This window comes from Bremerella alba (assembly GCF_013618625.1).
In the GTDB taxonomy this organism is placed as follows: domain Bacteria; phylum Planctomycetota; class Planctomycetia; order Pirellulales; family Pirellulaceae; genus Bremerella; species Bremerella alba.
Genome location: NZ_JABRWO010000010.1, coordinates 111,646 through 130,950 on the forward strand (window position 1 = coordinate 111,646; position 19,305 = coordinate 130,950).

12 protein-coding genes are annotated in these 19,305 nt (G+C 54.9%); 5 read left to right on the forward strand and 7 right to left on the reverse strand.

What is annotated here, in order from left to right:
* Positions 1 to 157 precede the first annotated feature (157 nt).
* From HOV93_RS17660 to HOV93_RS17680, 5 genes are read right to left on the reverse strand one after another with little or no spacing between them, the layout of a single operon-like run.
* Positions 158 to 880 carry a type 1 glutamine amidotransferase gene (locus HOV93_RS17660; protein ID WP_207397856.1) on the reverse strand — a complete coding sequence of 241 codons (723 nt, stop codon included), beginning with the start codon at positions 878 to 880 and terminating at the stop codon, positions 158 to 160.
* Positions 877 to 2,271, reverse strand: coding sequence for an adenosylmethionine--8-amino-7-oxononanoate transaminase (bioA, locus tag HOV93_RS17665; protein ID WP_235990585.1), 1,395 nt, complete (start codon positions 2,269 to 2,271; stop codon positions 877 to 879). The genes HOV93_RS17660 and bioA overlap by 4 nt, the downstream gene beginning before the upstream one ends.
* Positions 2,272 to 2,316: 45 nt before the next feature.
* Positions 2,317 to 3,390 carry a hypothetical protein gene (locus HOV93_RS17670; protein ID WP_207397857.1) on the reverse strand — a complete coding sequence of 358 codons (1,074 nt, stop codon included), beginning with the start codon at positions 3,388 to 3,390 and terminating at the stop codon, positions 2,317 to 2,319.
* Positions 3,387 to 5,048, reverse strand: coding sequence for a hypothetical protein (locus HOV93_RS17675; RefSeq protein WP_207397858.1), 1,662 nt, complete (start codon positions 5,046 to 5,048; stop codon positions 3,387 to 3,389). The genes HOV93_RS17670 and HOV93_RS17675 overlap by 4 nt, the downstream gene beginning before the upstream one ends.
* The gene (locus HOV93_RS17680; protein ID WP_207397859.1) at positions 5,045 to 6,373 is read right to left on the reverse strand and encodes a MotA/TolQ/ExbB proton channel family protein; all 1,329 of its coding nucleotides are present in this window, start codon (positions 6,371 to 6,373) and stop codon (positions 5,045 to 5,047) included. Before HOV93_RS17680 ends, HOV93_RS17675 begins: the two co-directional genes overlap by 4 nt.
* A 641-nt stretch (positions 6,374 to 7,014) precedes the next feature.
* Between HOV93_RS17680 and HOV93_RS17685 the strand changes: the two genes are divergently transcribed.
* The 4 genes from HOV93_RS17685 to HOV93_RS17700 all read left to right on the forward strand — a co-directional run bounded on the left by HOV93_RS17685 (position 7,015) and on the right by HOV93_RS17700 (position 15,478).
* Positions 7,015 to 7,353: a hypothetical protein gene (locus HOV93_RS17685; protein ID WP_207397860.1), complete on the forward strand. Its 339-nt coding sequence runs from the start codon at positions 7,015 to 7,017 to the stop codon at positions 7,351 to 7,353.
* 55 nt (positions 7,354 to 7,408) lie between these two features.
* Positions 7,409 to 8,779, forward strand: a complete 1,371-nt coding sequence (locus HOV93_RS17690; protein WP_207397861.1) for a helix-turn-helix domain-containing protein — start codon at positions 7,409 to 7,411, stop codon at positions 8,777 to 8,779.
* A 438-nt stretch (positions 8,780 to 9,217) separates the two neighbouring features.
* Positions 9,218 to 12,340, forward strand: a complete 3,123-nt coding sequence (locus tag HOV93_RS17695; RefSeq protein WP_207397862.1) for a hypothetical protein — start codon at positions 9,218 to 9,220, stop codon at positions 12,338 to 12,340.
* 18 nt (positions 12,341 to 12,358) lie between these two features.
* Positions 12,359 to 15,478 (forward strand): cytochrome c biogenesis protein, encoded by a 3,120-nt coding sequence (locus tag HOV93_RS17700; protein ID WP_207397863.1) that lies wholly within the window; start codon positions 12,359 to 12,361, stop codon positions 15,476 to 15,478.
* A gap of 57 nt (positions 15,479 to 15,535) precedes the next feature.
* On the opposite strand, the gene HOV93_RS17705 is transcribed toward HOV93_RS17700, so the two are convergent.
* Positions 15,536 to 16,762 (reverse strand): hypothetical protein, encoded by a 1,227-nt coding sequence (locus HOV93_RS17705; protein ID WP_207397864.1) that lies wholly within the window; start codon positions 16,760 to 16,762, stop codon positions 15,536 to 15,538.
* 45 nt (positions 16,763 to 16,807) lie between these two features.
* Complete coding sequence (gene aroC, locus HOV93_RS17710) at positions 16,808 to 17,953, reverse strand: chorismate synthase (RefSeq protein WP_261358622.1); 1,146 nt, start codon at positions 17,951 to 17,953, stop codon at positions 16,808 to 16,810.
* Between the two features lie 210 nt (positions 17,954 to 18,163).
* Here aroC and HOV93_RS17715 point away from each other — a divergent pair, with 210 nt between their 5' ends.
* A complete protein-coding gene (locus HOV93_RS17715; RefSeq protein ID WP_207397865.1) occupies positions 18,164 to 19,207 on the forward strand; it encodes a bile acid:sodium symporter family protein in 1,044 nt (347 codons plus the stop codon).
* Positions 19,208 to 19,305 lie beyond the last annotated feature (98 nt).

Consider the following 19,305-nt stretch of genomic DNA (forward strand, 5'->3'; position numbering starts at 1 on the left):
TAGGTCAGATAGACAATCAAAGCGTCGTTCGATGAATGTGATGGTATTAACCGTAGGTAAACTCTACCGGTTTTGACGATATTGCCTGTTAGTCCGGTGTCCAACGGCGCGAATCGAGCATTGTCAGAAGTATGAATGTACAATGCCCACGCAGGTTCTAGGCAAGAAAGTGCTCTTGGAAGAGCCGGAGCAAGGTTTCGCAATGGGGTGCCGCTTGGCATTGACGACGAAAGACATCGAAAGGAACCTGGGCGATGCGTTCGCAATACTCTGGGTAAGCTTCCACTCGACTAAGCAGCGTTGGTAACGTCAGCTCGGGATGGAACTGCGTGCAATAAATGGGGCAACCATCGAATCGAAATGCCTGCTGAGCAACCGCTTCGGTCGAGGCCAATAGAGTAGTCCCCGGCGGTAACTCGATCACGCGGTCTTCGTGCCCCATATAGGCCTCGAAGCTCTCGGGCAGTTGCGAGAATATCGGGTCGAGCTTGCCGGCATCGGTCAGCGTAACCAGGCTGGTTCCCAGTTCCGCGTGCGGCAGGTCGTGAATGACTTTGCCACCGGCGGCCCTGGCCAGCGATTGAAATCCCCAGCACGACGCGAATGTTGGTTTTCCACTTTCCAGCAAACGCTGCAAGCTGACCATCGCATGCTTCATCCAAGGGGCATTGCTGGTCACGCTGTAACGCCCTGAGCCGCCAATCATTACCATATCGAATTCGGCCAGGTGCGAAGCTTCGAGACGCATCGATAACAGGTCGAAAACGGTGATCGACTCTGGTGTAGACTGCAATGCGTCAGCAAAACAGCTGATCTCTTGCAGGCGAATCGGATCATCGAAATCGCGAATCTGGATCAGGAGGTAACGCGTGTCGTTCATGGTAAGGAGGCTTTACTCAAAGTGACATGGTCAATTGCCTGAGAAATGACCCGGCACATGGTATCGATTTGCTCGATGGAAACGGCAAGTGGGGGCATGATCACAATCACATCACCCAGGGGTCGGATCCACAGGCCATGCTGCAGGGCGAACTGACAAACCTGATGCCCATGTCGCTCTGACCAAGGGAAATGCTCACCGGTCTCGCGATTCTTAACCAGTTCGACGGCCGCGATCATTCCATATTGGCGCACGTCGCCCACATGAGGATGCTCGGCCAAGTGGCTCAATTGCTGCTTAATGCGTTCGATTTTAGCAGGAAGTTGTGCAAGCGTATCTTCTTGTTCGAAGACATCGAGCGTCGCTATCGCCGCTGCGGCACTCAAAGGATTTCCGCCGAATGTATGGCCATGGCATAACTGCTTGGCGTCCGAGTAGTCGCCCAGGTACGCATTCCAAATCTGGGTGGTTGCGATCGCGGCGCTCATGGGCAGATAACCGCCAGTGAGGCCTTTGCCAAGACAAAGAATATCAGGCACGACATCCTCTTGTTGGCAGCCGAACATGGTGCCGGTACGCCCCATGCCCACGGCCACTTCGTCGGCAATCATCAGTACGTTGTACTTCCGTGTTAGGTCGCGGACACCTCTCAGGTAACCTTCCGGCTGCACGATCATGCCGGCTGCACCAAGGACTAACGGTTCGATGACGACGGCCGCGATTGATTCGTGATGTTGGGCCAACGTTTCTTCTAAGGTGTTCAAATGGTGCTGACAACTTGCGGCGCGCGTTGGCAGACGGCGATCGGGAATCGGAAGCCGCTCAACGGGGAACATCAATGGTTTGAACACTGCGTTGAAACGATCGATGCCACCCACGCTGATCGTGCCGATGGTGTCACCGTGATAAGCGTCCTCGAACCCGATGTAAGATGTCTTTTGGGGTTGAGGTTTCTCGCATTGATGCCAGTATTGAAACGCCAGTTTGATGGCGACTTCCAGGGCCGAGGCCCCATCGCTGCAGAAGAAGGTGTGATCCAAGTCTCCTGGGGTCAGTTCTGCCAGACGTTTGGCTAGTTGAATCGTCGTGCTGTTGGAACATCCCAGATTGGTGACGTGCGCCACTTTCCCCAATTGTTCTGTAACAGCGGCGTCGATGGTCGGATGCCGATGCCCATGGACATTGCACCACATGCTGCTGACTCCATCGATCAGACGACGCCCTGCCGTATCGATTAACTCGCACCCTTCCGCCGATTCAATGATCAGTGGCTCGTAGCAGGCCATTTGCGTGAAGGCATGCCAGACATATTGCTTGTCCCAGTCGTTTAGCTGCTGCGTGGTCGGAGTCATAAGCGAGAAAGAAATGAGGCCTGAATGAAAAGACCCCATTGTAGAGCATCAGACAAGCGAGGTCAGGCTGGGGCCTGTCGCACGCTATTGCGAAGACGATCGAGAACCTTGTGGGCTCCCACCAATCGGGTAGTCTTTCGGCAAAGGCCGCGCGGCCGTCGTGAACCCAATCTCGTACAGGTCATCTCGAACTTTACGGAAGTCGGCATAGCTGTCTGGATAGGTCCAAATGGTGATGGTGGTACGCCCTGGATCGAGCGAGGCAACAATATCGCGGAAACGCGACCCAGGTTGCAAAGCTTCATCGACCGTAAAACCGATCTCTTCGGATTCTGGTTCCAGAGTGAAATTCTGCAGCTCAACACCGCCACGGGTAGCTGTTCCGAGCGATGTTTCCATTTCGTACGATCGACTCGCGAGCGTGTATTGCATGACATAGCCGTTCATCGGACCAACACGTGCGACCGCTTTTCCATCTCGACGAGCGCGGTCGATGTGGCTACGGGCATCGTTCTTCATGGCTTCTACTAAACGCTCCATGGGGACGTACGAGATACGTCCATGCCTTAAGCGAAAGTGTTCTTCCTGACCGAAGACAGTCTTTGCCAGCGGGGTTGGGTAGTGGGCTAGTTCTTTTACTTCAGGCCGGTAATCACGCAAGCTCTCGATTTGATCGTACAACTCTTCGAGCTGCGAGGTGGTCTGCAGCAACTCGCGCTGCTCGGCGACTTCCTGTTGTTTCGTACTGGAAAGCTCTTGTTGCTTTTGGTTCAACGAGTTTTCTGCGGAAGTTAGAAATAGTTGAAGCTGATTACGTTCTTCGAATGCGAGCTTCGCTTGCTGTTGAACGTCGACGATCTCTTGTTGAATTGAGGCCACATCCTGTGCCATGCTGTTCAGTTCGGCCAGTGTCGGGCCCTTGGGTTTTGGTGGCAATTTGGGTGGTTCTGGTTCTGGTGCCGGAATCGACAGGGATGGCGGCTTTGCCGTGACTTCTGTTTGCCCAATCGCGGCATCCACGATTGCATCGCGAGCCGTAATGCCCACCACCATGATTAGAATGATGAGGATCCCGACAAGGTTCGTGACCACGTCGAGAAACGAATCGAGCGACGGGGCGTTCTTGTCGACACTGGATGACTTGGCTGGGCGTCTCACTTTCGATTCACCTCGATCCCGGAACCGTACATAAGCGTTTCCAACTGCCGCACCACAGGCTCGCCGCCTGGCTCGACGGTGACTTGCAGGATGGGCTTCCAATAGAAGTTACGGCCTGCCATGCCCCAACTGTCGATGCGCGTATGAATCAAGCGAACCAACTTGTCGACGGCTGCTTCCATGTCGCCATCGACGGGAACTGTTTCGGCGGGACCGAGCACGCCTCGTTCCTGAACCAGCGTCATTTGCGCGCCGCTGACCACTAGTGTCACCGGGCGGGTAATGGCCGTGTTCTTCGGACCTGCCGTGGGCAAAGCCCAGTTTCCACCACGAGTTGCCGCCATCGGCTTAGCAGACGAGCGGTCGCCGCCCGATCCGCCGGAAGCGTCCTTTTGGTCGGGACCATCCGCTTGAGAAAACTGCGAGCCATGTTGGCCTTCGCCGGTGCGCTGCTCCTGAGGAGCTTGTTGAGGATAGAAGCCTGGCCCCGTTGGTTGTTCGCTAGGCATCGGTTGGGTGCCTTCGACCGGGGTGGTTGCGCGTCCGGTCCCCATTTGGCCGGAACCGCCGTACGCTTCTGCTGGCATTTCGCTGCTGCCGTTGCCCTGCTGCACGAAGCGATTTTCGAGGAATGTCTCTTCGTCGCCGCCACTGCCGACAGCCTGAAAGCCACCATTGCGTGTGGCGGTTAGATACTGATCTTCTACCCGACCGTATCGCTTAGGAGCGGCCATGATTAACGCGAGCTTACGTCGTCGTGCGAGTTCGACGGTTTCGATCAAACGCTTAGCCAGGAATCGATCGGCCGGTGGATAGGCCAGTTCGGTATCCTCATCGACTAGTTCATAGCCGAATTCGTCGTCCCAACCGTTAAGCGCTTCCCGCGCTGCGGCATACGACTCGGCACCACCAGAGCGAACGATGAGAAGCGGATAGGGATTGCCCTGACCGGGCCCTCCTTGCGATTGACGATATTCGCGAATCGTCCGCAGCGATGCTGCCAGGGGATTGCCGGGGCCGAGCGGTTCCTGGAAATCGGTGCCTGTCAAACCAATCCCTTCTGGCTGAATAATGACACGTTCGGCCGTACATTCAATGTAGATCGGCTGACGGCGAGTTCCGCTCTGACCATCGTAAGGAACCAACGCATAGGTCGGTTTTCGTCCCTTTAGCTCTTCGCGAACCTTTTCCAGTTCTGCTTGAGCTTCGGCAATTTGTTGATTTAAACGCTGCTTCTGCGTGTCAAAGTCATCCGCACTTCCGGTGACGTTTTTCGTCTCCCCTTCCAGCACCGCGATGTCGCCGCGTAGCTTGCGGATCTTATCCGTTAGTCGGTGACTGTGGTCTTCCAAGCCGGAAAGCTGCAGACGCGCATCTTCCAACTGCTTGAGTCGTGCGAGACGCAATTGCTCGAGCTCTTTTAACTGCTCTGTGTAGTCTTCTACCGGCTCAGGCTCTGGCGCAGGGGCCGGAAGCTCTGGCTCGACAGGAGCAGGTACCGAGAGCACCGGTAGATCGACCGCGACCGCTTCCGTGCGTGCCTGGAGGACCATCACCACGAAGAGCACAATTAAGGCTCCCATGGTGCAGATCAACACGGCGAGGAAGGGGAACAGCGAGATCTCGACCGTATGTCGTGCTGAACGACGTCGATTCACGCGGCTTGACCTTTATCCTTGCGATCGAGTTGAACCGACGCATGCCCACTACCGGACATCCGCGAGTTGAGTAAGTGAATGGTCGCTGCCAGGCTTTGGACCGTTTCCTCAAAGTGCTGCTTGCCGGCCAGCGTTTCCAGGTTGCGATTGAGGGATTGTTCCAGGTTGGCGACTTCGCCGGTTGCCTCGACCACTTTCAGCAAAATCGACCCTTGCTCGGTCAGTTGTCCATGCTGGGTTTGGATGGATGAACTGACCTGATACAGCGCATCGACCACTCCATTGAGTTGTTCGGCCGAACGCTGAATCGTTTGCTGCTGGGCCGTGGCGAATGCGTCGGCATGGGTCTTCAGCGATTCGGTCAGAGCATTGTGTAGTGCCGTTTCCATTTGCTCGCTGCTTGTGGAAATGAGACGCTGCCAATGCTGGTGGGCGGAAGATACCGTATCTCGCCATAGTTCGGTCTGACGCACGACAAGATCTTGCGTGGTTTGGATCGTGCGTTCGGCCATCTTTTTGACTGCCAGAACGCTAGGATCGGTCGCACTGCCTTCGGTTTCAAACCGCGCGTTCAGTTCGTCAGCGGCAATGGCATCGACATTATTCAACAGCTCGGACTCGACGCGCCCCAGCAAAAACTGAGCGAACATCAGGCCAATCGAAAGTGTTAATGCGAGCGCGGTCGTATCAAACGCCACGCTAAGCCCTTGTAAAAGGCTTTCCATGGCGACTTTCGGTTCATTCACTAAGGCTTCTGGGGAAAGGTTTCCCAGGGCCAACGTGATACCAATGACGGTACCCAAAAAGCCTAACATGGGTGTGGCCCAGATCACGATGCGAACCATCGAATAGTCGTGTTCGCATTTCTCTTGATCGATATCGGCCAGGTATTTTAATTCGTCTTGCAGGTTCGAGGCCGTCTGGCTGGCATGAACGTGCTGCAAACCTTTGGCGAGCCGCTGGAACAAAAGTGTCGGGTGAAACGACTCCGGCAATTGATGCAGTACATTGAGCAGGATCGGGGCCTGTTCAATCTTGTCGCGACCGTTCTCTTGCGGCGGCAGATCGACATGGCTCAGCGAGCGGAACTCACCGATGAGTTGACCTGCTTTCAATAGCAAGGCCGCGATACCCACCATGAACATACCGACTTCGACATATTCAACCGGATGCGCGGTGACGTAGCGAAGTAGGGAATGATGGGGAATGATGCCGAAATGGATAGCACCATAAAACAATACCGTCAGAGCCGAACCAATAAGGATCGGCCAACCCAGCTTGGCGGCGATAGACTGGGAAATTTTGGGGGCGTCCGTCTGTTGCACAATCGAACTCCTTCTCGATGGCACCGCATTTCCCGGGGTAGGGGAGCGGAACAAAAGGGAAACTCGCGTTAATCGTTAGAATCGACATTTCGACCCCTAACTAATCAGGCAAAATTGGAAGTCGATTTCGAGGCTTGTTAATCTGGGAAGATACGGAGGGTTGCGATAATGCGATAGATTTTTCGACTTTCGCCCCAAAAGAGCTTCAATAGGGATCGCCAGAGTGCCGATAACTTAATCCGTCGAGGCAATCAACGCTTCGATAACTACCGCCCACAAGCGGACTTGCTGAAATGCAACCGCGCATTAGCGCGTTGAATTAAATCCCGGGGGGGAAATGAATGTTCGGCCGACGGACTTGTCCGTCGGCCGATGTTCTTTCTTGACTCATAAAATTTCGGGTAGCCGCCAGCTCCCCCTCTCTCCCGCAAAATCGATGTTTGTTGGTTCCGGTGGCACTGATAAACTGCTTCTTCGTAGGGCGAAATCAGCCGATTTGAGTCACCTTGCCCCCTGAAGTGGCGGTGGTTTCCGTTGAATCTCCCTAACTAACCATCAGATAATTAGTTGCATCTCGGAATTGGGCTTCTAGAATAACTCTTGAAGGAACGATTCCGTAAATCGCGTAACTTAGGTGATTTATGTGGAAGTCGCTTCTTTCGGCGATCGTTGTCATGGTCGCTGTAACGCTGAGCGTTGAACTTTTCCGCAGCACTCCGTCCGCAATGGCCCAGAGACATGGTGGGTTACCGGTCTCGGGTGGCTTGGTCGTTCATGCCGCTAAGACGGATGACGGCGGGCAACTCATGATCATGGTCGATCCGGAAACCCGGGTTATGGCCGTGTATCAAGTGGACGGAAATACGGGGAAAGTTTCGCTGAAGAGCGTTCGCAACTTACAATGGGATTTACTCATCGAAGAATTTAACGGGGGCACGCCGAGCCCTCGTGAGATTCGTACATTGCTCAATCAATCGTAGCGACGAGGCCTGAGGTCAAAGGCTTCCGCTAGGTTTGAACCTTTTGGGAGCCATCATGGCCGACTATCTTCCGCTTTCTGATTTTGCTGCCAAATTAGGCGTACCTGAAGAGACGATCCAAGATCTGCGCGAACGCGGTAAGGTTCGTGCCTTCCGTGATGGATCGAGCTGGAAGTTCAAGGAAGACGAAATCGAAAAGGCCCGTGGCATTATCGCTGAGGAAGGACTCGGCGGCAGTGATAGCGAGAGCCAAGAGTTTGAACTCAGCGGTATCACCGATTCGGACGAAGGTTCGTCCGGTTCGATGGATAGCATTCTCATTTCCGACACCGGCGAAGGTGGGGACAGTGGCTCGTCCCATATCATCGGGCAAGACTCGGACAGTTCGCTAAGCCTGGATAGCGACATCGGCTTAGACGACTCCTCAAGCAGCAGCGTCGACCCAGCTGGCGAATCGAATCTGAGCAGCTTGAGCCTTGGTGAAGGTTCCGATATTCTCGAAGGTTCGTCGATTAACAAACCACGCGACGAGGACAGCTTCAGCCTGAATGATGATGACGAAGAGCTGACGCTCGGTGATGACGGCAGCGACGTCAATATCGATCTGGGCGATGAACCGTCTGATCCAGAGGGAACCGGCAGTGGTTTGAGCTTGGGGCTGGAAGACGAGTCGCTTGATCTTGGTACCAGTGGCATCGGCCTAGACGACAACGATAGTAGCGGTGAATTAACGCTTGACATCGAGGACGACGAAGACAGCAGCATGGATCTGCTGGCCTCGGAAAGTGATCTTGGCATCGCCGACGAACCTTCGGCGAAGGGAGAAAGTGGCGGTAGTGAAATCAGCCTGGTCGACGACGACAGCGGCGTAGGTTTGGCTGCGGAAGCCGACGACGACTTCTCGCTTTCTACCGGCGATAGCGGTCTCGAACTGATCAGCGCCGATGAAGCCGACGAAATGGCCGCCGATAGCAAAGACGATGATCAAATTGGCGAAGCAGCTGCCGGTGGTGCTGCGGAGGATGACTTCCTGCTGACGCCCGTCGAAGGCGATTTGGAAGATGACGATAGCGGCTCGCAGGTGATTGCGTTGGACTCGGATTCGATGTCTTCGGAATCTGGTCTATTCGGTAGCTCGACGCTCGAAGGAGGCGACTTCGGTGGCCTGGGCGAAAGCGACGGTCTGGAAGCAGACGACTCGGTCATGGCCGGTGCCGGCACGATGGCAGCGGCTCCGGTGGCTGCGGCACCTTCCGAGGTTCCTTACTCGTTTATGAATGTCCTCAGCCTGGGGTTCACGGCGTTACTGCTGCTCGTTTGCGGGCTGATGGTGACCGACTTAATGTGGAATATGTGGAGCTTCAGCGAACCTTATTCGCTTACGAGCACGCTGATGGACGGCATTCTGAACTTACTACCTTCGTAGTACGCATAAAATTACTTTGGTAACGAAAGAACCGCGTTTGCTCCTCAGAGAGACGCGGTTCTTTTTTTATCGTGGCTGCACTCGGTGAGAGGCGGTCTTGGGCCAATGCGCCCTAAAATCGATACCAATAATTACAACTTCTGGTTGCGGGTTCCCTAAGACCATGTATCCGTTTGGGGCCTGAGCGCTATAATAGAGATAGCGTTTTTACGGTAAGCGGCGGTGTAGACGTAAGTCGTTGCTGTATTAGACGATTGGGCCAAATTGGCAACAGGAGTTGGGCCCCGCTTTCCAATTCCCGAAATCCGCAAGAACTACGAAGCCGCGATCGTGGTGCCGAGGGCGTGGCTCAGGACCGAACTCCTTCCTATTCGGTTTCTCTTCCATACCACCTTACTCACCAGACAATCCGTGCTTCCTGACTTCATGGAATAACCCGTGGCAAGACCGAGACTTGTCTCCCCTGACCAACCACTACCGGTTCGGATACTGCTGCATATTTACGAAACCGCCGCCTCGCTGAGTCTGGCCGTAGTGCTGATCAGTTCGATGGCCGTTTCGCTGATCTTCGCGACTTTCGTGGAAGCTACTTTCAGCACGGATGTGGTACAGTTTTATGTCTACCGCTCGTGGTGGTTCGGATTGATCTACGGCTTGTTAGCGGTCAACATTTTCTGCGCCGCCGCGATTCGCTATCCCTGGAAACGTCATCAGACCGGGTTCGTTATCACGCATATCGGCCTATTGATGCTCTTGTTAAGCGGAGCCATCAGTCGCTCGAAAGGGATCGATGCCCAGGTTCATGTCTGGGAACACGACTCGTCCGAGCTTGCGTTCGATAATTCGTACTACTTTGATCTTCGCGTCGACAACGACGTCAAGGCGATGCCCATGGCGATCGCCGACGCCGGTGATGTTCAGCGTCACATGATCGACTTCGAGCCAGGCATGTTTAACTGGTCGGCTTATCACGATGGTTTCGCTAATTGGAAAGTGGCTGAACCAGACTTGGCCAGATGGTTCAAGCCAGTGTTTTACCTCTCGATGCGAAATCGAGCAGGCAACGTCATGTACAACCAAGATGGCGTGAAGCTGGAAGTACTCGATTACTATGCCGACTGCAATTGGTGGGAGAATACACCCACGGTGCAGTTGATGATGAGCATGCCCCAAACCACCGAGCGTGCCGCCGATGGCACGATGAAGGCCGTCGGTGAACAGTGGATGCCTATTCGCTTGTCGGTCTTCAAAGCGACGCAACAGCCGAAATACAAGTACGGTATTGGTGATAGCCAGCGAAGTGGTGGTGGTAGCGTCACATTCCACATGGCCGGCAGTCGCGCGGCCACCGAGGCATTCCTCAAGTGTGTGCCCGAAGAGGGGACGATCGGCGAAAACGGTCAGGCCATCTTATGCATCGACGGCAAAACGACCGTCATTGATGTGAAGGACCAGTTGGATAAGGACCCTCAGCCAATTGAAGGCTCAGAGCTTAAGTACCAGGTCAAAGCTTACTATCCCACCGCCCAGCTCGATCAGGTCGACGGTCAAGAGTTCTCTTGGGTCAAGGTCACCGAAGACGAAGGAGCCGAACCACGTAACCCAACCGTGGTGATCGATATCCTGAAGGGAGACAAGAAGGTTGACCAACTCACCCTGCTGGCCAATATGCCGCAGATGAACATGCAGGGCTACACCTCCGGCGTCTATGGTGACTTCTGGTATGACTTTGGCGAGAAGACAACGGCCCAACTGATGCAGGGTGGAGAAGGGGGGTCGCGTATCGATCTCATTCAAGGGGTCGCCGAAGGAGCCGAAGACCAGGCTTCGCCGGAATCGAAGCGTGTTTTCTATCGCTATTGGAATCGCAAAAAGGTTGTTGCCTCTGGCGAACTCAAGGCCGACGCCACAGAAATCGATGCGGTGGAAGCATTCAAGATGCCGATTGCCACCCTGCGCATGTACGTGAAAAGCTTGGTCGCGGCCAACGAGCCTATGGCCCAGCCCATTCCGGTTGCTTTCGGGGTTTCTGGCCCGATGGGCAATACGCCGGCCGTGAAAGTTCGTCTGACCTTAGGCGACCATTCGGAAGAGTTCTGGCTGCGAGCCCATATGAACGAACCCGACGTTGGCCTCGATGACGGCTCGACGCTCCATACACTGAAGGTGGGTGATCGCGAAGTGAAGCTTTCGATGCCGATCAAGTCGTATCCGATTGGCTTCCGCATTCACCTCGATCAATTTGAACGCCGTCTCGACCCTGGCACCTCGCAGCCGTCACATTATTCGAGCGATGTCCAGTACATCGACCGGCAGCACGATCGATACGTTATGGCATCTGCAGCGGGTAGCGAAGAGATCAGCCCATTGGTAATTGACGAAGCACGCAATCCTAGTTCACTGGCTAAAGTGGGATCGATGCTCTATTGGATCGACGACACAGACAGTGGCCAAAAGATCTTGGTAAAGGATCTGAGCAAGCCTGACGAGCCTGCTTCGGAATTGGTTACCCGGGCTGGCAAAAGTCCGCGAAACCTGGTGATCGATACCGCTGGCAACAAACTCTGGTGGCTTGCCAAGCAGTCCAGTCGCCTGGCACGCTCGGATGTCGATGTTCTGATGCAGTCCGATTTGGTCGGTGGAAGTTCCAAGGTGGTCTCCATGTTCGACCGCGCCCCGCGCGGCTTGGCGGTCGATTCGGCAAATGGTTGGGTTTATTTCGGCAACCCGGCAAGCAAGTCGGTCGGTCGCGTGAAGACCGACGGCAGCGAGATGAAAGCCGACTGGCTCACCGGCACCGGACTGGTTACCGACGTGGCCCTCTATCCAGCCAAGCAGAAGCTGTACTTCACCGATGTGTTAAACAACGCGATCGGTCAGTCGTCGCTGGAAGAGCCGCGTGTTTCTTATGTTTATACCTACTCGAAATCTGGTCATCCAAACAGCATTGCGGTGAGCGACAAGGGGCTTTTGGTATGGAGCGATGATACACCTAATGGTGTCGACCCCCATGCCCGCAAGCATCTGAGCGATCCTGCGTTGGACCGTACCAAACCGCAAGAGGTCAACTCCGTTATCCGCGTGATTGATCTGCAAGGGAAGGACAAAGAACCGAAGACGCTTTATACAGAGCTAATGGACAAGCCCGACGGGTTGGCGATCGATCCAGACTCAGGCGACTTGTTCTTTACGCAGACCGCTCTCTTGAAGCGTGACGTCTGGATTACGATGAATGCTCCGGATGATTTCATCGAACCGGCCGGCGGTCGCGACCTGCGTATATTCCAGGAATCATTCGAAGGCCCCTACCTGGCAGGAACGCCCCAGTATCGCGAATTCGTTCCCGAACGCAGCAACGATTCGGAAGTTTATAAATCGGTGTTCTCGGTCAACTACGACCCTGGGACGGCACTACGTTATTGGGGCTGTTTGTTTGTGGTAGGGGGCATCGCTTGCATGTTCTACATGCGAGCCTATTTCTTCAAAACTAAACGATCGTCTGACCCGCAGGCTCGAGCCAAGGCTCATCCGGCGAAGATTCAGACAGAAGTGGTTTCGTGATAAATGACTAGGTGCAATATGAATAGCGGAATTCTTCGCACGACTTGGATCGCAGCACTGGTGATGTGCGGCACGCTCATTGCTTTCAATAGCGGACGCGCGGATGATGCCTTTCCCGACGATATTTGGCGTGAGATCCCCGTCTATCATCACGGCCGTGTCAAGCCGATGGATGGTTATGCTCGGCAGGTCGTGCAGAAGATCACCGAGTTCAACAAGTCGAAGCCCAAGTTCAATCTGACCGACTATTACACCGAAGAGGAACTCCAGAAGCCTGAGCTCAAGGGCGCTCTTGAGGTCTTTCCTGACGGCGAACTGCGTAAATTTACGCCCAGCGAATTGATCTACGAATGGACTGCTCGGCCTGAAAAATGGGAACGCGTTCCGTTTATCTACCTTGGCCGAGAAGACGTGCGTGCAGAGCTGGGTTTTCCGATCAACAGCGACAACAGCATCAAGCTAAACTTTGTCTCACCGCACGACATTGCTACGTCTGAAAAGCTGCGTGAGTACTTGAAAGGGATGGAGAAACGCCGCAAGGAGCAAGCTGCCAGTGGTGAACTGGAAGAAACGGCTATGGACGCGCATATCTGGCGAGAACTACTGTTCCGCTATGCCGTCTTTCGCGAGGTGTCGCTAGACCCGCGCAAGGAGGTTGTCTCGACCAATCCGCTTCCCTCCCCAGGCGAACGTGATCGGTTTATCGGTCAGGTATACGCAGCCGGGAAAATACTTTTTGGTGATCCGAACTCCGGCGAAGAACGCACCCTGAATAGCCAGCTGCAAACGCTTCAGCAGTTCGGTGGCGAGCATCCATTGAGCATCGCATCGAAGCAATTAATCGATTCTTATCGTGACCTGCACGAATTATCTTCGGCGGCCTATATGGATCCGATGTCGGTGCTTAATACGCCCGCCGATGAGCCGATCAAGCCCGAATTTGCTCCGACCACGCAAGAGACCGAGCCGCTGATTCAAGAGTTTCAGGCTGCAGCCCATGCACTGGGAAACATCCTGGAAGAGCAGCGAGACAACGTCAACGACAGCACCACGCTCACCGACGATGAGTACAACAACATCAAACCGATGTTCCAATCGATGCTGGTACGCGTTCGTCAATTAGAGCACAACGCCATGGAAATCCACTTGGCATTGTACGAGAACGCCAACGCAGGTGCGTTAACGGCATCGACGTCGATGGATCGCGGCGGCAATCACCTGCAGATTGTTCCTTCGCTCAATCCGTATGCTTTAAGCAAGTCTCGCGACCCGAGCGACCTTTCTCAGCCGTGGCTGGGAATGACGACGGTCCTGTATGGTTCCGACGCCGTGCTGGCCCAGTACGACATGGGGCTGATCAACGCCGTGCGTGCCAACTGGAGTACTGCCAAAGAAGCCTACGAGAGTGGTGGCGACGTCCGCCCAGCGATGCAAAAACTGGCCGATAGCCTGCAGCGACTGGGAGACCAAGACACCCAACAGCGTGTTGCCGTAATTGAAGAGACCATCGGTAGCACCGAGAAAGATTCCGGCATCCTGGCCTATACCGCTTACCCGGCGGTTAATAGTTACCGGATTGCGACAGAGGTCCGCTACAACACGCTAGACCCGTTCATGTATGCATGGATTTTCACGTTCATTGCGACCATCGGATTCGCGTTGGCCTTTGCTGTGATGCGGAAACCGATGTTCTGGATGGGGGTCGGGTTTTTGGTGTTTGGTTTGATCTGGTCGACCTACGGCTTCTACATGCGTGTTATCGTGACCGGCTGGGCACCGGTGACCAATATGTACGAAACGGTGATCTTCGTTCCGTGGGTCGTTTGTAGCCTGGGGCTGATGTTTCTGCTTCTTCCCTTGGTTGATCGCGGACGTTTGGCTGCATGGCGTGCGACAGCCGCCCCTTTTACTTGGGAACAGTCGCAGTTGGAATCTGGCCAACGAGAAATGTTCTCGACCGGCGTGTGGAGTGTTTTCAACTGGGTTTCGCTCGCGATTCGAGTTCCGCTGATGCTCGGTATGATTCACTTCATGACGATGCGTCCGGTGTACGATGGGAACCGCCCAATCATCAATCTGACCGACTTCGGCGAGCAGATGGCAGCTCACGGTATTATCTATGCGGCAATCTTTTTGCTCGTCAAGTTGTTAGTGCTCGGGCTGAGCGTCTGGTATATCCCCCGGTTATTGCTTGCCGCTATCGGATTGCCCATCTTCTGCGGGTATGACTGGTCGATCGATGGCCAGCTTCAGGATAAGTTCCAGAAGACATACCACCGTAACTACTATGGGCTGGCGGCATCGGCTTGTGGAACGTTTCTGTTGTGCGTGGCTTCGATCGCTCCGATTGTGGATACCGGTTCATCGCGCGTGTTGAATACCGAATTCTCGCCACTGCAGCCGGTATTGCGGTCCAACGTCTGGCTGACCATTCACGTGCTCACGATCGTGGCCAGTTATGGGGCAGGCATCTTGGCGTGGGGACTGGGTTGGCTCGCGCTAGGTTATTACATGTTTGGTCGGTATCGTGCTCCTGTAGTGGCCAGCCCGCTGAACGAAGGGCTCGCTCCGGCTCATGGGCACAGCCCACAAATGAGCTACCGTCCGCCTGAGGAATGCTTCACGCTTGGTCAGCAGTGTTATCGAGCCATCCAAGTCGCTGTGCTTCTGTTGGCAAGTGGAACCATCCTGGGCGGTATCTGGGCAGATGTTTCCTGGGGCCGTTTTTGGGGCTGGGATCCGAAAGAAGTCTGGGCCTTGGTGACGCTCTTGATTTACGTGGCGATCTTGCATGCTCGCTTCGCCGGCTGGTTCAATAATTTTGGCATGGTCGTAGGGACGATCATCGGCTTCTCAGCGATCGTCGGCAGTTGGTACGGTGTGAACTTCCTGCTGCCGCTATTTAAAGGGGGCGATGCGGTCGGCCTGCACTCCTACGGAAGCGGTGGCAAAGGAAGTGAAATCATGGTCATGGGTTTCGTTGCCGCCAACTGGATTGCGCTGGGCTTCGTGGCCCTGAGGTTCCAGATCTCGAAGCTTTCCGTCGTGGACGAAAACGAGGTGGAAGAAGTCGTGATCAAAGATGACCTGCCAGAGGACAGAGACGAATCAGAAGAAGATTTCACGGATACGAAGTAGCACGTTCTCAATGCAAACGAAGGGTGCGAGTAGTAAAAATCGTCGCCCTTTAAAGTGTCAACGCTGCATTGAACCACTCAGCCGTTCCGCGATCATTGGCGCAGTCAACCACCGCGCCCAATCCACCGAAGGCTGCGAGGCCGGCACGGTCGACGAGTTATTGTCGAAGAAGACGCTCACTAGGTTGGTGGCCGGAAGAATGCTTACCGGGCTCTCGTAGACTAAGGGGTGCTCTAGGCCGGCCAGCATCGTTCCACTTGGCATGTTGTCGCACAAACCGGTTAAGGTCATCCGCCCATGATCAAAGCGGAAGCCGATGGCCATCTCATGATAGGCAGTCAAGTCTTGGTTTCGATTCGGGGGAATGACTTGCACGTTCAGATGCTGGGCGGCTCGATCGAGAATATGTCGTGACAGCTGCCCGTTGCGCGAGAAGATGCCACCGAATGCTTCCTGAAAGCTATCGTCGCGGACGACAAGTTGTTTGACATGAAGTTCTGCCTCGCCAGCCCCGTGCTGGTAGTTCGTAGCCAGGGCCGACTGCAAATCGATTTGGCGAAACACGCCAGCCATTTCCAGGTTGGTTGAAGCGTGGTTCAGATCAAAGGTGACCTGCCCCATGAAGGTCGCATCGACGCCCAGCCCAGCCAGTTGCGGTAACGCAGCACGCAAGTTATGCGTGGGAATCGGCTGCTCGGTCGTGGCGAGTTGAACCTGCCAGTGCTGCGGATTCGAGGTGTCGACATTAGTCAGAAGAGGAGGTGGGCTCAGCGAGTCGCCGACCAGCAAAGAACTGGTAAGTGCCGGTTGCAGATCGGGATCATGTTTCACTTCCAGTTTCTGGAGCGAAGGAAGAACCTCGTCACGAAAACGAACGTGAGCCACGTTCAATTGAAGACGCTTGCCATCGGTTCGCTTTAAGAGCACGCCTTCCTGCAAGGTTTCCCACAAGCGATGTCGTGAAGCCCAATCGACCTCTACTTCGTCGGCAGAGAGCTGCCAAGTGCTGTTGACCAGTTCCGCTTTGAGTGCCGGAAAGACCACCGCATCGCTGCCGGCCCGTTCCAGACGCACGTCCTCGAAGACCCACTTGGTCGGCTTGGGGTTATAGTACTTCGAGATATGGCACTTCAGGCCGATCGTTTCTGACAGTTGGTCTTCTACCGCAGCGATTGACCAGGATGACTGCCGGTAAGTAATCCACGAGAAGGTGCAGATCGTCGGTACGACGCATCCCAGCAGGAATGCGACCCGACAAAGCAGGCGTCTCGTAGATTCATGCATGCCGAACATCCTTGCTTGGCGTGCCTGGTAAGGGTTGGCCGCGGACTAACGCTTCCGAGCCATGTCCATGAACAGTTGGTAGCGGGCCTTCATTTCCTCGAGGCTATCGCCACCAAATTTGTCGACTAAGGCTGCGGCGATCTCAAACGCCACAACACTTTCGACAATCACACTCGCCGCCGAAACGGCACAGACATCGCTTCGTTCGTAGGAAGCCGCGTCCGTTTCTTTTGTTTCCAGATTGACCGATTCCAGTGGCTTACGAAGTGTACTAATCGGCTTCTTCGCAGCACGCACAACAATCGTCTGGCCGTTGGTCATCCCAGCTTCCAGCCCACCGGCGTTGTTGGTTGGCCGGGTATAGCCGAGGTTGGTCGATTCCTGTTCCATCGGATCGTAGTGGATTGGGTCGTGAACCTGAGACCCAGGCTTGCGAGCGGCCTCAAAGCCCATGCCGATCTCAACCCCTTTGATCGCTTGCACGGCCATCACGGCTTGGGCCAGCTTGCCGTCGAGTTTGCGGTCCCACTGAGCGTGCGTGCCCAGCCCGAAGGGAGCACCAACGACGCGTACTTCCACAATCCCGCCCAGCGTATCGCCTGATTTGCCGGTCTTGTCGATCAGTTCTTTGAACTGAGGATCTTGTGCTGGGTTAAGCGAGTAGATGATGCTTTCATCTCGCTTGGCGATCATCGTGTCGACATCGTCTACGTTGTCGGGACGATCGATAGCAACGCCCCCGAGTTCGTCAACGAAGCCGTAAACCTGAATCCCGAATTCGGCCAGAAGTTGTTTGGCCAAAGCGCCAGCAGCGACGCGAACGGCAGTCTCCCGAGCGCTGGCTCGTTCAAGGATGGCTCGGATGGGCCCCAGGAACTTGATCGCGCCGGTCAGGTCGCCATGACCAGGCCGGGGCCGTGGAAGATCTTCCAGGCGTTCCAACTTATAGTCGCGATTGATCACTTGCAGCGCGACCGGGCTTCCTAGCGTGAGACCTTTCCAGATGCCGGTCATCACTTCGACCTTATCGGTCTCGATCCGCTGTCGTCCGCCACGGCCATACCCTCCCTGGCGACGAGCAAGCTCGCGATTGATAGGTTCTTCGTCGATTGCCAGTCCGGCCGGGAAGCCGTCGATCATGGCAAGAAGGGTTTTACCGTGGGATTCGCCCGCTGTCCAATAACGCAACATTATGCAAAATAAAGACTTTGGTCCTGAGTCAGTGCCCGGCGGTCGCTTCGATTCGATCGCCGTTGTTCGGGTAAACCTACCCAGGTACCGAGGTTAAGTGTAAACCGATCTTCGATTCTAACCGTAACCCCGATCGGCAGATAGATCGGTTAGGCAAAAGCTCCTAGCCGCTACCTACCCCCCACCTTGGAACCGAAAAGCGAGACGTTCGTGCAATCACTACTAAGGCGACATTGGTTTCTCGCAGGCCTGCTAGCGGTGGTGGCCATTGGATTTGCCTTGTCTGAGCAGCTTCGGCAACTTCCCGATCTGCATGTCCTTCGCAATGGGATCGTGGTGACGGTATTATTCCTGATGGCTTTTCCGCTCGCCTTCGGTGACCTGCAAAGTGCTATCCGTCGTCCTGCCGCTGCCGCTCTGGCAACATTGATAAACACCGGCGTCTTGCCCGTGTTTGCCTGGGCGGCCTCGCTGCTTTCTTCAGGGGACTTTGCCATTGGAATCAATCTGATGGCGGCCATTCCTTGTACCTTGGCCTCGGCTGCCGTATGGACGCGAAGGGCAGGGGGGAGCGACTCGATTGCGTTGATCGTCACGATCGTGACTAATTCGCTTTGCTTTCTCATCACCCCATTCTGGCTGCTCTGGACAACTGGAAGTCAAATTACCATCACTATCTGGGCAAGTCCCGACGGCAAAGGGCTTTCGTTGGCCGATATGATGACGAAACTGTTCGTTCTGATTGTCTTGCCGATGGCACTGGGCCAGCTTGCTCGCTTAATTCCCAACGCAGGCAACTGGGCAACGCGGAACAAGTTTCAATTAGGGATCGTGGCCCAGATGGGTGTCCTGTGTATGGTCCTGCTGGGCTGTATCAGTTGCGGCCTCAAGCTGCGTAGCCTGCCCACCGATCAGATGCCGACGTTATTATCTTTCGCGGTTATGATTGGACTGGTGCTGACCGTTCATATGTCGGCGTTATTGCTGGGAGTTGGTATTTCGAGGCAGCTTCACTTTCCGCGCAGCGAAGAGATCGCGATCGCATTCGCCGGCAGCCAAAAAACTCTGATGATCGGCCTAGCCATCGCCACTGAGTTTTATACCGCGAATCCCTTAGCAATCCTGCCCATGGTCGCCTACCATGTCGGGCAGCTATTCTTAGACACGGCAGTCGCCGACCGATACATGGCCGCCGAATTTAAGAAGGCTCATTCAGAAGAGCCACCGATCGAAGGGGACCAACCGGCTGGTTGAACCTTAATGACAAGCTCGTGTCTAAACCGCAATCGCTTTCCGTTGCCCAAAATTTTGCTGAGCGACAGGGCCTAGACACGAACGAAAAACCGTTATAA